Origin of the sequence: Streptomyces pallidus (ex Mingjun et al. 2026) (assembly GCF_051550185.1) — a bacterium.
Lineage (GTDB): Bacteria > Actinomycetota > Actinomycetes > Streptomycetales > Streptomycetaceae > Streptomyces.
This window is the reverse complement of the sequence record NZ_CP196182.1, coordinates 60,578-73,640: the sequence shown is the minus strand read 5'-3', so window position 1 is coordinate 73,640 and position 13,063 is coordinate 60,578. Positions and strand designations below refer to the sequence as shown.

The 13,063-nt window shown below is 71.4% G+C and carries 10 protein-coding genes and 1 pseudogene; 8 read left to right on the top strand and 3 right to left on the bottom strand.

Features of this window, described 5'->3' with window-relative positions:
* The first annotated feature begins 769 nt into the window (after positions 1–769).
* The 5 genes from ACSHWO_RS35350 (at position 770) to ACSHWO_RS35330 (ending at position 6,430) form a co-directional block, all read left to right on the top strand.
* Positions 770–1,186, top strand: a complete 417-nt coding sequence (locus ACSHWO_RS35350; RefSeq protein WP_385839401.1) for a hypothetical protein — start codon at positions 770–772, stop codon at positions 1,184–1,186.
* Between the two features lie 317 nt (positions 1,187–1,503).
* On the top strand, positions 1,504–2,229 hold the full coding sequence (locus ACSHWO_RS35345; RefSeq protein ID WP_438319422.1) for a response regulator transcription factor: 726 nt from the start codon (positions 1,504–1,506) through the stop codon (positions 2,227–2,229).
* Complete coding sequence (locus tag ACSHWO_RS35340) at positions 2,226–3,653, top strand: HAMP domain-containing sensor histidine kinase (RefSeq protein ID WP_438319421.1); 1,428 nt, start codon at positions 2,226–2,228, stop codon at positions 3,651–3,653. Before ACSHWO_RS35345 ends, ACSHWO_RS35340 begins: the two co-directional genes overlap by 4 nt.
* Before the next feature lie 46 nt (positions 3,654–3,699).
* Positions 3,700–5,697: a glycoside hydrolase gene (locus tag ACSHWO_RS35335; protein ID WP_438319420.1), complete on the top strand. Its 1,998-nt coding sequence runs from the start codon at positions 3,700–3,702 to the stop codon at positions 5,695–5,697.
* A gap of 49 nt (positions 5,698–5,746) precedes the next feature.
* On the top strand, positions 5,747–6,430 hold the full coding sequence (locus ACSHWO_RS35330; RefSeq protein WP_438319419.1) for an IS5 family transposase: 684 nt from the start codon (positions 5,747–5,749) through the stop codon (positions 6,428–6,430).
* A 548-nt stretch (positions 6,431–6,978) separates the two neighbouring features.
* Here ACSHWO_RS35330 and ACSHWO_RS35325 read toward each other — a convergent pair.
* Positions 6,979–8,301, bottom strand: coding sequence for a serine hydrolase domain-containing protein (locus ACSHWO_RS35325; protein WP_438319418.1), 1,323 nt, complete (start codon positions 8,299–8,301; stop codon positions 6,979–6,981).
* Between the two features lie 271 nt (positions 8,302–8,572).
* On the opposite strand from ACSHWO_RS35325, the gene ACSHWO_RS35320 reads away from it, so the two are divergent.
* Entirely contained in the window at positions 8,573–9,463 is an 891-nt protein-coding gene (locus ACSHWO_RS35320) for a LysR family transcriptional regulator (RefSeq protein ID WP_385839396.1), read from the top strand.
* A gap of 369 nt (positions 9,464–9,832) precedes the next feature.
* Here the strand turns inward: ACSHWO_RS35320 and ACSHWO_RS35315 are convergent, their stop codons facing one another.
* Positions 9,833–10,192 (bottom strand): hypothetical protein, encoded by a 360-nt coding sequence (locus tag ACSHWO_RS35315; RefSeq protein WP_438319417.1) that lies wholly within the window; start codon positions 10,190–10,192, stop codon positions 9,833–9,835.
* Positions 10,193–10,683: 491 nt separating this feature from the next.
* Here ACSHWO_RS35315 and ACSHWO_RS35310 point away from each other — a divergent pair, with 491 nt between their 5' ends.
* Entirely contained in the window at positions 10,684–11,934 is a 1,251-nt protein-coding gene (locus ACSHWO_RS35310) for an IS110 family transposase (RefSeq protein WP_438319828.1), read from the top strand.
* Between the two features lie 21 nt (positions 11,935–11,955).
* Here ACSHWO_RS35310 and ACSHWO_RS35305 read toward each other — a convergent pair.
* Positions 11,956–12,297: pseudogene (locus tag ACSHWO_RS35305) on the bottom strand (transposase); the annotation flags it as partial.
* 217 nt (positions 12,298–12,514) lie between these two features.
* Here ACSHWO_RS35305 and ACSHWO_RS35300 point away from each other — a divergent pair.
* Complete coding sequence (locus ACSHWO_RS35300; protein ID WP_438319416.1) at positions 12,515–13,039, top strand: AAA family ATPase; 525 nt, start codon at positions 12,515–12,517, stop codon at positions 13,037–13,039.
* Positions 13,040–13,063: the final 24 nt, after the last annotated feature.

Here is a 13,063-nt window from a genome sequence, read left to right as displayed (position 1 = left end):
GTTCCCTGCCGCGTTGGCGAGGGCGATGTCCCAGCAGACGCCGGTGCGTCCGACGGAGAGGCGGATGCCGTGCGCGAGGCGGGCGATACCGCGTCGGCCGCAGGCGACGCCCTCACGCCCAGGGCGGCGTGGATCCTGGGGCGCCGTAGGTGCCGCGGGAGCAGTCGTGGATGGCGCTGATCCCGGCAGGTCGTGCGTGGAAGCCGGCCGTCCGTACCGGTTGGGCGCTGGCTGCGCGCACTGAGGGCCCGCCGGCGGGGCCCGACCGCTCGGGGCAGGCGGCCGAGCCTGCGGGGTCCGGCAGGTGGGATCCGGCCGGGCCGGTGCCCGGGCACGCGTACGTGGAACTCTCCGGCGGGCCGTTGGACGGCCTGGTGTTGGACGTGACGGCGCGGTGGAGTTGGCGGGCGGTGCGCTGCTGGCGACCTGGACGGGTCTGGGGGGCGGGTCGGGCCATGTCCGGATCCGGCGGCGCCCGGCGGTCGGTTCTCATGGAACGGCGGCACCCCCTGAGGGGTCCGAGGGCGAGGCGGCGACGGGCGCTGCGGTTGGTGGGGGCGGTTGGGGTCGGGTGTAGCCCGCGTCGAAAGGGGCATCAGCCGGTCGCGGCCGCGGTCTCGCTCGTGTCCGGTCCGGAGCCGAGTCGGCGCCGGCCGGGGGAGCGCGGTGGGGGCGCTCGTTCGGTCATGGGTCCAGTGTCTCGGCCCGCCCAACGGGCTTGTTGCCGAACCCCGCTGTGTCCTCGAAGCAAGGCATTACGGTGAGCCGCATGGACATGCGGAGGATCGTCGCGGTGCTGGTTGAGGAAGCCGAGCAGCAGATGGCGGAGGGGCTGTGGGAACTGGCTGCGGACGACCGCGCTCTCGCAGTGGAGACTGAGGCGGGCCTGCGCAACGCTGTGGGGCCGCTGGAGGTCCAGGGGGCCTTGCCGTGGATTGGCCGGCTTGAACATCTGCGGGAATCGCTTGCCGTCCTGGCGATCTCCCTCGCTCGCACGCACGGCCGCATGGCCTGGTTCCTCTCCGGTGCCCTCAACGCACTCGAACCGGTCCTGCGCTGGCGCGCCCTGCCTGCGGATCAAGGTGGCACGTTCGGCACTGTTCTCGCGAGTCCTGAGGAGTACGCGGAGGCGGAGGAGGCCGTTCGCCAGCTTCAGGATGCCCTTGCTCGGATCACTGCCGAGTAAGTCGGGTCAACCACGTGGCCGGGACCGTACGCAGCATCCCGGCTCCGGCCCCGCCCTGGCGCCCCCGCCCCGCCCCCGACGGCCTCGGCGGCCGGGGGGCCGGGGCGGGTGGTCATGCGCCGGCCCACTCCACCCCGAGGGCGGCGAGGGTTTCGACCACAGTCGCCTCCAGTGCCTCGGCCCCGGACGCTGGCGGCGATGACCAGAACCGTGAGCAGGAGTCCGAGCGTGTCGGTGACGACCGAGGCGAAACACCCCGTAAGAGCGGGGTCTGCCAGGGTGGAGGCACGACACGCACCCGTCCGAAAGGCCCGCCGATGCCACGACCCGCCTCTTCCCCCGCCGCCCGGCCCACCGCAGTGCTCGTCGTGGAGGACGACCCCGAGGTCCGGGCCGCCGTCGTGGACGCGCTGGCCGTCGAGGGGTACGGGGTGCGGGAGGCGGCGGACGGGCTGGCCGGTCTCAGCGCGGTGGCCGCCGAGCCGCCCGACGCCATCGTGCTGGACCTGGCCATGCCGGTGCTGGACGGGCTCGCCTTCTGCCGCGAGCTGCGCGGGCTCCGGGACCGTACCCCCGTCCTCGTCCTCACCGCCCGCGACGCCGTCAGCGACCGGGTGGCCGGGCTGGACGCGGGCGCCGACGACTACCTGGTCAAGCCCTTCGCCCTGGACGAGCTGCTGGCCCGGCTGCGGGCGCTGCTGCGCCGGGCCACGCCCGCCCTCGGCGCGGACGAGCCCGCCGTAGGCGCGCTGTCCTTCGCCGACCTGACCGTTGATCCGGCGACCCGCACCGGTGTCCGCGGCGGCCGGCGGCTGGAGTTCACCCGCACCGAGTTCGCGCTCCTGGAGCTGTTCCTGCGCCATCCCCACCAGGTGCTGCCGCGTGAGCTCATCATGGAGCGGGTGTGGGGCACCGACTTCGGTCCCGAGTCCAACTCGCTGGCCGTATATGTCGGTTACCTGCGTCGCAAGCTGGAGGCCGGCGGCGCCCCGCGGCTCGTCCACACCGTGCACGGCGTCGGCTACGAACTGGCGGCACGATGACCGGGCGCCAGGCCACCGCACCGCTGCTCCGCCGCGCTCCCCTGCGCACCCGGCTCGCCGTGATCACCTCAGCGGCCGTCGCCCTGGTCGCGCTCGGGGTGTGTGCCGCCGCGTACGTCGTCATCCGCCACGAGTTGGTGCGCCAGCTCAACCTCCAGCTCACCCAGCAGGCGAACCTGATCGCCCAGGAGAAGCGCGACCAGCCCGCCGGGCCGCTGTACGGCGAGTGCGTCTGGCTGTCCGCCCCAGCCTGCGCGCAGATCGTCACCCCCGGCACCGGGGACCGCGCCGGGAAGGGCGAGGAGCTGGTCCTGCCGGTCACCAGCGCCACCCGCGCGGTGGCCGAGGGCTCCCGACCGGCGTACTACAGCGGCATCACCCTGCGCGGCCACCGGATGCGAATGCTCACCACCCCGCTGCGCGGCCACCGCGCGCTCCAGCTCGCCATCCGCTCCGACACCGCCGACCAGGGCGTCGAGCAGGCGGGCCGGCTGCTGGCCGCGGTCGGCGGCGCCGGGGTGCTGCTCGCCGCGGCCCTGGGCTATCTGGCGTCCCGTACGGCGCTGGCGCCCGTCACCCGGCTGACCGCCACCGCGGAACGGATCACCGCCACCCGCGATCCCGCCCACCGCATCGAGCTGTCGGCGGCTAAACGGCGACGCCCCGACGAGATCACCCGGCTGGCGGACAGCTTCAACACCATGCTCGGCGAGCTGGAGCAGTCCGTCGCCGCCCAGCGCCGGCTGGTCGCCGACGCCTCCCACGAACTGCGCACCCCGCTGACGGCGCTGCGCACCAACGCCGAGCTGCTCGCCCGCGCCGACCGGCTCTCCGACAGGGCGCGTGACCGGGCCGCGGCCGCGCTCGGCCGCCAGTTGCGCGAGGTGACGGGGCTGGTCAACGATCTGATCGAGCTGGCGCGCGACGAGGAGCCGCAGCCGCTGGTGGAGCCGGTGCGGCTGGACCGGCTCGTGGCGCACGGCGTGGAGCAGGCGCGCGGCCACTGGCCCGGCACCCCGTTCACTGCGGAGCCGGCGCCGTGCACGGTGCACGGCGTTCCGGCCCGGCTCGCCCGGCTGCTGTCCAACCTCCTCGACAACGCGGCGAAGTTCAGCCCGCCGGGCTCCCCGGTGGAGATCCGGCTCACGGCCGCGGAGGACGCCACCGTGCTCACCGTCCGCGACCACGGTCCCGGTATCGCCGCCGAGGACCTCCCCCACGTCTTCGACCGCTTCTACCGATCGCGCCAGGCGCGCGCCCTGCCGGGCTCCGGCCTCGGCCTGGCCATGGCCCGCCAGATCGCCCGAGCCCACGGGGCGGAGCTCACCGCCGAGCGCCCGGAGGGCGGCGGGGCTTGCTTCCGGCTACGGTTCCCCCTCTCCTGGCCGAACCAGTCACCTACGGACGTCAACTTCCCTTCTTGATAGCTCTCTTAGAACTCCTCTTATCTCGGCCCTGTATCAACTCCTCATGCGAAAAATCAGCTCTCGCCGCACCACCCGCGCCGCCGCCGCGGCCCTCGTCGCCTCCCTGGCCTGCGTCGCGCTCGTCTCCCCCGCCGACGCGACCGTGCCGCCGGCGTCCCGGCAGGCGGCCGGCGTCGTGCGCGGCCACTTCGTCGACATCCCCGTGCGCGGGGGCACGGCCACCGTCGACACCACCTCGCTGCGGGTCACGGCCCGCACCGCCCAGGGGGCGGTGGAGCTGTCCGCGCCCGCCGCGACCGCTCCCGGGGCTCCCGGGCCTGTGCGGAGGACGGCGGACGGCCTCCGCTGGAACTATCCGGGCAGCGGGCTGTCCGTCACCGCGCGCGCCGCAAGCGGGCGGCTCGTCGTCTCGGTCGACTCGAGCGGCCCCGCCGACCGGACCCTGTCCTGGCCCGTCACCGGAGGCGACCAGGCCGCCTCCGCCCTTCAGCTGCCGCGCGGCGAGGGGCTCTCCCTCCCCGTGGCCGACCGCTTCTGGAACTCCGCCGAGGCCGAGCTGGTCGGCAGCGAGCTCCCCATGGAGGCGGCCCTGTCGCTGCCGCTGTGGGGCTACACCCTCGGTCGGCAGGGCGTCAGCTATCTCGTTCCCACCGACATCGGCACCACCTTGCGCCCCACCTCCGAGCGGGGGCGGCTGCGCGCCACCGCCACCCACCGCTTCTCGCGGGCCGAGGGCACCACCGGCTACACGGTGGCCTTCTCCCTGACCGACGGCTCCCCGGTTGCCCCCGCCGCCGACTACCGCGCCTGGCTCGCCGAGCGCGGGCAGCTCTCCAGCCTGCGCGAGAAGATCGAGGCCAACCCGGCCACGGGGAAGCTCCTGGGCGCCTTCCACGCCTACCTGTGGGGCGACGCCCGCACGGCGGAGGGCGTCCGGCGGCTGCGTGCGCTCGGCGTGGACCGCATGTGGCTCGGCTACGACGCCGACGGCCAGCCGATGGACGCCGCCGCCGTCACCGCGGCCAAGGACGCCGGCTACCTTGTCGGCCCGTACGACACGTTCGCCAATGGCCAGGACCCGAAGACCTCGGATGCCACCACCTCCGTCTGGCCGGACCGTGTCTACCCGGACTTCTGCGTGCAGGGTCCCGACGGCAAGCCGGTGCCCGGCTTCCACGACCGTGGGTGCTACCTCAGCTCCGAGGCGTTCGAGAAGGCCGAACCCACCCGCCACTACCTCGCCGACCGCACCCGGGCGATGACGGCCAACGGCGCCGACAGCTACTTCCTTGACGTCGACGCGGCTGGCGAGCTGTTCCGCGACCACCAACCCGACCACCCCATGGACAAGGGGCGCGACCGCGCCAACCGGCTCGCCCGGATGAAGCGGCTGGCCGCCGGCGACCGGCTGGTGCTCGGATCGGAGTCCGCCGGGGCGTGGGCCAACCAGGTGCTCGCCTTCGACCACGGCTCCGGCACCCCCGTGGCCGACGGGCTCTGGGCGGCCCAGAAGGACAAGGTGAAGTGGGGCGGCTACGCCCCCGCCAAGGCGCCCGCGGTCTTCTTCAAGCCCGCCGAGCTTCCCGAGGCCGTGGCCAGGGCGATGTACGACCCGGCCTACCGCGTCCCGCTGTACGAGACGGCCCTGCACGACTCTCTGGTCAACACCGAGCGCTGGGAGCTGGCGTACGACAAGCTGCCGAAGCAGAAGACCACCCGGGCCCTGCTGGCGATGCTCTACAACACCCCGCTCAACTTCGTCCTCGACGGGGCGTCTCTGGAGGAGCGCGGCGGCGAGCTGGCCGCCCTCCAGAAGTACTTCGCGCCCCTGCACAAGGCGGCCGGCACGGAGCCCATGACCGGCTTCCGGACGCTGACCGCGGACCGCTCCGTCCAGCGCACCGTCTTCGGCGACGGCGTCCTCACCGTCACCGCCAACTTCGGCACCGAGGCCCACGACGGCTTGCCCGGCGGCTGCGTGGACGCCGCGCTCAAGGGCGACGACGAGCCGCGCCGGCTGTGCCCCGGCGGAGAGGGCTAAGGGGTCCTCACAGAAGCCGTTAATCATGTGACTTTCGGTTCGGGTGGTCGTGGGTCCAGCCGCGGGGAAACGTCGGTCGCGGCTGTGGATCGTCTCGGATGAACTGTGGTCACTTGTCGCGCCGTTGCTGCCCGAGCCGGCGCCGAAGCGGGTGGAGGGCCGTCCGCGGGTGCCCGACCGGCAGGCCCTCTACGGGATCCTGTTCGTCCTTCATACCGGCATCCAGTGGGAGTACCTGCCGCGGGAGCTGGGCTTCGGATCCGGGATGACCTGCTGGCGGCGCCTGGCCGCGTGGAACGATGCCGGCGTGTGGGACCGACTGCAACCTGGTACTGCTGAAGAAGCTGCGGGCGGCGAGGAAGCTGGACTGGTCGCGGGCGGTGATCGACTCCTCCCACGTCCGGGCCGCTCGGCGGGGCCCCAAAGCGGTCCCAGCCCGGTCGACCGCGCACGTCCGGGCAGCAAGCACCACCTGATCGTCGACGGCCAGGGCATCCCCCTGGCCGTCTCGCTCACCGGCGGGAACCGCAACGACGTCACCCAGCTGATGCCGTTGCTGAACAAGATCCCGCCGGTCACCGGCCGCGTTGGCCGACCCCGCAGGCGGCCCGACATGCTCCTGGCCGACCGAGGCCAGGTCCGCCCCGTCCGCCACTTCCCGGCACATCACGAACGTCCGATCGGTCCGCCAGCCCTTCATGCCACACCCCGGCTGTCGACCCCCGGAACTTGATCACGACGGGCCCGGCGGCCCACCGGAAGCCACTCTCCGGATGATCCAGCCCCACCACCAGCTCTACGTCTACTGCCAGAAGCAGGGCCAGAACATCGGCGGCAACCCGTACTGGCTCCTCGTCAACGACCACACCGATTCCAACACCGGCCGCACCGATCAGGCCCCTGCGACTGTTCGACGAGGCGCGCACCCACCTGACCGACGCCCGCCCCACCGCGCCGGTGCTGGACGCGTCCGGGATGCTCGCCCGTACCGCAGCCGAGGGCCACCTGCAAAGCCAGCACTCCAGTTCGCCGCCCTGGCCGAGCAGACGACCGACCGGGTCGCCGATGTGAGACAGCGTGCACCGCGGGGCCGACAGCCCCAAAGGGTCTGCTGTGTCGGGGCGGCGGCAAGACGGGCGAGGTAGACACCGCGCCGGCCCGCGCACGCCGCCTGAACACAGTCGAGCCGCCCCGGCAGAGCGCCCGCACGTCCGAGCGGGTCGAGCGCGCGCCGGCTCACTGGACCGAACACTCGTTTACCGACCGGGTACCCGCGCCTGGTCAGTCGTCGAGCGTCCGGTAGACGGTGGTCCAGAAGTCCTGGTGGAGTCGGGGGGTGTCCGCGGAGTCCATGGCCGTCTGCGTCAGCAGAATCCCGATGAGCCGTTCCGCCGGGTCGGCGTACGCTGTCGTGCCCAGGCCGCCGTCCCACCCGAACTGCCCCACGGACGCGAGGTCACGGCGATGGGTGCGCACCGCCATGCCGAAGCCGTAGCCGCCGTGCCGTCCGAAGAGGTCACCGAACTGGTCCTTCTCGACCTTCTGCTCCGGCGTCAGGTGGTTCATGGTCATCAGCTCGACCGAGGCGCGGGAGAGGACGCGCTCGCCTCCGTGGCTCCCCTTGTTCAGCAGCATCCGGTGGAACGCGTGGTAGTCGTCGACGGTGGAGACCAGACCGTCACCACCGGCCTCGAACACCGGCGGCCGGCTGTACTTGCCGCCGGCTGCCTCGTCCCAGGTCGTGAGTTCGCCGGTCTCCGGGTCGTGGGCATAGCTGGTGGGAAGCCGGTGCATCCGGTCGGCGGGCACGTGGAATCCGGTGTCCACCATCCCCAGCGGCTCGAACAGCCGCTCGCGCAGGAACTCCCCGAAGGACCGGCCCGCCACTCTCGACACCAGGACCCCGAGCACGTCTGAGCCGACGTGGTACTGCCACCGTTCGCCGGGCTGGTACATCAGCGGAAGAGCGCCCAGCTGCTTGATCCACTCGTCCGGTCCGACCGTCGGCCAGTTCGCGGTCCCGTCACCGATGACGCCCCGCTCCCGGACGGCGACCTGGATCGGGTACGTGTCCGGCGGAGCCGGCACCAGACCGAAACCGAAGGTCAGGGTCAGCAGATCGCGCACGGTGATCGAGCGCCGGGCGGGCACGGTGTCGTCCAACGGGGCGTCGATCCGCGCCAGCACCCGCCGGTTCGCCAGCTCGGGCAGCCAGGTCTCGACCGGGTCGTCCAGTCGCAGTCGGCACTCCTCGACCAGGATCATCACCGCCGCGGCAGTGACCGGCTTGGTCAGGGAGGCCATGCGGAAGAGGGTGTCCCGACGCATCGGCGCACCACCCGCAGCCCCCGCAGATCGTCGGTCACCGCGAGCAGTGCCGACGAGGCCATCCGCCCCACCGCCGTCCGGCGATCCGCCCTCCGATCCACCGTGGAGTCCGGCGTCCGATCCGCTGCCCGAACGGCCAACCGATCGAGCATCCGATCGATGAGCCGCGTGCAGGGTGCCCAAGGCCTCGACGTGCACCTGGTCGCCCCTGCCGACCAGGGCGACCAGTCCGGGGACGGCCCCGGACTCGACGTAACCGGCAAGCACCTCGCGCATCCGCTGCAGCCCCGCTCGCGAAAGCCCACCGTCCGCGCCGCCACTCAGAGCCCAGTTCCCCCGCTCGTCCCAGCTCACGGTCTGTCTGGTGCCCTGTGACATGTCGTCCCCCTTGTGTTCACTCTGATCGCCGAGTTGGTCGTCCGGCCTGCCCTTCAGCATCTCGCCTGGCCGGAGGGGGAACAACGGGAGATCACGAAAGGCCGGATAACCTGCCGATTATGGATCGTGGTGCGTCGTCACAGCGCCGAGGGGGACGGGGACGGGACGGGTGGAGCTGAGGGACATCGAGATCTTCCTGACGCTTGCGGAAGAACTTCATTTCGGCAGGACGGCCCAACGGCTGCACGTGTCGCAAGCGCGGGTCAGCCAGGCTCTCAAGAAGCAGGAACGAGGCGTCGGTGCGCGGTTGTTCGAGCGCACCAGCCGAAACGTGCGGCTGACCCCGCTGGGCGAGCAACTGCGCGAGGACCTGCTACCGGTCTACCAGGGGCTACAGGAGAGCGTGGAGCGGGCCAGGCTCGCCGCGCGGGGCACGACCGAGGTGTTGCGCGTGGGCATGCTGCCCAGCAACGCCCACGATCTACGGCCCTACTGGGAGGCGTTCCGCGCCCGCCACCCGCAGTGTGCCCTGCGCATACGGCACAACCCGTTCGTCGACGCGTTCGGCCCGCTGCGGCGGGGAGAGATCGACGTCCTGGTCGCCTGGCTGCCCGTGGAGGAGCCCGACCTCACGGTGGGGCCGGTCATCTACACCGAGCACGCGGTGGCACTCGTCGCCCACGACCACGAACTGGCCGTCCGGCCATCCGTCTCCCTGGAGGTCTTCGGCGATTTCGGCATTTGGCAGGGCCCGGCCGGACCCGATTACTGGGCGGACGCCTTCACGCCCTTCCAAACCCCCAGCGGCCGCCCGATCGAACGCCACAGCCCGGTCATCAAGAGCCTGGACGACTTGTTCACCCAGGTCGCCGCCGGGGACGTCATCCACAACCTGGGCGCCCACGTCACCCGCTACCACGCCCGCCCCGACATCGTCTATCTGCCCATTCACGACTGGCCAGGCCTGCGCTGGGGCCTGGTCTGGCGCAGCGACACCGAGTCCGCCCCCGTCCGGGCACTCGCCCAGGTCGTGGGGGACTTGGGTACGGCGAGGCACTGAGCCTTTTCAGCGCTGCTTCTCCAAGGGCTGTCCCGCAAAGCACCAGACCCGGTCCGACCGCTGGGCCAGGACGCGGGGGGAGTGGGAGATCCCCCGCATCCCCGCTGCAGTACGAGCGCGCCGTCCTCGCCGGCGCGGTGGTCCGGGAGAAGCTGCGCACCGCCACCGCCACCGCCACCGTCCTGCGGGGCCGGGCGTACGACGTCGCCCGGCACCAGCAGGCGGCGATGCCCGAGCAGCTCATCGCGCCCGCGGCCGCCAACCCCGAGCACGACGACCAGGAGCCGGAGGCCGGACCCCGGCAGGCGATCGACAGGACGGCGCTGCGGGCCTTGAGGGAGTCCCGCACGGACGTGGAAGCCCTCGACCTCACTGCTGATCGGGCTGGGCCACCTCCAGGACGCGTTCACCAAGGCGGCCGACGACTCCCGCGCCCGCACGGACCGCTACGCCAAGAGGGACGATGCCGACGCAGCGCACCCGGGGCGCCGGACCGACCAGCAGGCGCACCGCCCGCCAGAGCCCGGACCGCCCCGCGGCCGGGAAGCCGGCTACTGAGTGGATCCGATGGTGCGCACCGGGCGCGGTGGTGCGCACGGACGATGTCCTGCGTCCACTCCGCCGAGTGGAGTCCACCCGGTCGGGAGTGGCCGCCATCGTGTTCTCGACCAGCTCGACCAGCTCGACCAGCTCCACCGAGTGGAGCCCACTGGGTGATGTGGACGACATCGACGGGGCGATGCCGCGCCTCCCCCGGGTGCGTTTCTCCTAATCCAGTGCGTAAGCAGATGGCCCGGGCCCATGCAACGACCCAGGCAACTGCTCGCACAGGACAGCGAATGCCTGGATCCCCCCTGGCCGTCAAGGCCTCCTCAAAGAGCGGCATCGCTGTCCGTTGCGGGGCTCGCGGTGATGACGCGGGCGCCGGGCTGATGCCTCCGTTTCTCCCGGCCCTTGAGGCCTCTGTCAAGAGCGGCGCAGCCCGGCGCCTCCGTGATCACCGCGAAACTTGCGGCGGCTTGCCAGACGTTGATCGTCACGGCGCGAGCCCGCTCCAGGGTCGACCTCTTGTTCATCCGCGAGCCCGCGAGCTCTGCAGAAAGATCGAGCCCCTGGAGTGCGCTGGTGTCGCGAACGGCTACTGAGATGGCGGACCAACGAGTCCTTGGATTAGGGCGCCGCGTGACCCGCATGTGCTCGTGACCTGCATAAACGGACGGATCTGGGAGGATCGCTTAATCGTGTTCTGCGGCATCGACTGGGCGGAGCGTCACCACGACGTCGCCCTCGTCGACGAAGCCGGCACTCTGCTCGCCAAGGCCCGTATCACCGACGACGCGGCCGGCTACCACCAGCTCCTGGTCCTCCTGGCCGAGCACGGTGACAGCCCAGAAGATCCGATACCGGTGGCCATCGAGACCAGCCACGGCCTCCTGGTCGCGAGCCTGCGCACCGGCAGTCGTCGGGTCTTCGCAATCAACCCGCTCGCCGCTGCCCGCTACCGCGACCGCCACGGCGTCAGCCGAAAGAAGTCCGACCCGGGAGACGCCCTGGTCCTGGCGAACATCCTGCGCACCGACATGCATGCCCACCGACCTCTGCCGGCCGACTCCGAACTTGCCCAGGCCATCACAGTCCTGGCCCGAGCACAGCAGGACGCCGTCTGGACCCGGCAGCAGGTCGCCAACCAGGTCCGCTCGCTCCTACGCGAGTACTACCCCGCGGCTCTGCTGGCTTTCCAGGGGAAACAAGGCGGTCTGACCAGGGCTGATGCCCGTGTCATCCTTACTCTGGCCCCGACCGCGGCCAAGGCCGCGAAGCTCACCCTCGCCCAGCTGAGGGGCGCCCTCAAACGCAGTGGACGCCTCCGCGGCTGCGACGCGGAAGCCGAGCGGCTGCGGGACGTCTTCCGCGCCGAGTACGCCCACCAGCTGCCCGGCGTCGAGGACGCCTTCGGCCACCAGCTCCTGGCCCTGCTCAAGCAGCTGGACGCCACCTGCGAGGCCGCGGACGACCTCGCGGAGGCGGCCACAGCCGCCTTTCACCAGCACACCGACAGCGAGATCCTGCTCAGCTTCCCGGGCCTGGGGCCCATGCTCGGCGCCCGCGTCCTCGCCGAGCTGGGCGACGACCGGGCACGGTTCACCGACGCCCGGGCACTGAAGTCATACGCCGGATCCGCGCCCATCACCCGGGCCTCCGGCAAGAAGCGGTTCGTCGGCCGGCGCTTCGTCAAGAACAATCGCCTCATCAACGCTGGCTGGGCCTTCGCCGCCCTTACCGCCTCACCGGGAGCGAACGCGCACTACCGACGCCGACGCGAGCACGGAGACTGGCATGCCGCCGCACAACGGCACTTGCTGAACCGTTTCCTCGGCCAGCTCCACTACTGCCTCAAGACCCGGCAGCATTTTGACGAACAGGCGGCCTTCGCACCGCTCCTGTCACCTCCGACCGAGCAGGTGGCTTGACTTCTTGGCCCCTGAGATGTCTTTGAGGGCCCGGACATGTGATCCGTCCACAGAGCAGTCGTCCAGGTCCAGCAGGCCGGCGCGGCGCAGTTCGGTCAGCAGGGCGGCGTGCAGGCGTGGCCAGACGCCGGCCTCGGTCCAGTCGTGCAGCCGGCGCCAGGCCGTGACTCCGGAGCAGCCCACGGTCTCGGCTGGGACGTCGCGCCAGGCAACGCCGGTCCGCAGGACGTACATGATGCCCGCGAGAGCCGCCCGATCCGGAACGCGGAGCCGCCCGGGGTGCCGGCGGCGCCGTTCGGGAGCGGGTGGAAGCAGCGGGGCCACCCGCTCCCACAGGTCGTCCGGAACAAGATCAGCACGCACCCGGACACCCTGCCGACCAAGATCGGCAAGTGCAAGACCCGCAGCTGAACTCATTCTGAAACGATCAGTAAGCAGCGTCGTGATCCACTGGGGAGAACCTGAGAAGTGTGCGTCGTGACCAGCGAGGTCACTCTCTGCCGGGGGCCGCGACCCGGGCCTGGCGATCTCGGTAGAGAAAGCAGTTGTCCTCCCCGTGGTTTCCATGAACGATCCGGGTGTGACCACGTTGTTTCTGACAGTCGGCCTCCCGGGGGCCGGCAAGACCACAAGGGCTCGGCATCTGGCCAAGGAGCACAACGCGCTTCGGCTGACGCCTGATGAGTGGATGATTCCGCTGTTCGGTCAGCCGGAGGCGGACGGGAAGCGCGATGTCCTGGAAGGACGGCTGCTCTCGCTTGCCCTGGAGGCGCTGAGGCTCGGAACCAACGTGATCTTGGATTTCGGATGCTGGTCTCGTGACGAGAGGTCCGCCATCCGCTGGTTGGTGGAGTCTGTAGGCGCGTCTTGCGACCTCGTGTACGTGCCGGTGGATTTGGAGACCCAACTGGCTCGGATCGCCCATCGGCAGTCGACCACTCCGGATCAGACCTTCCCGATGAGCGAGGCGGACCTCTTGCACTGGAGGACGCTGTTCGAGGAGCCCAACGCCGCGGAACTCGGCGGGCATGAAATCGGCAGTCCGCCTCCTGGTTGGCCGGGCTGGCCGGAGTGGGCCGCCGATCGATGGCCGTCTTTCACTTGACTGTCCGGCCCCACCCGGGTCCGG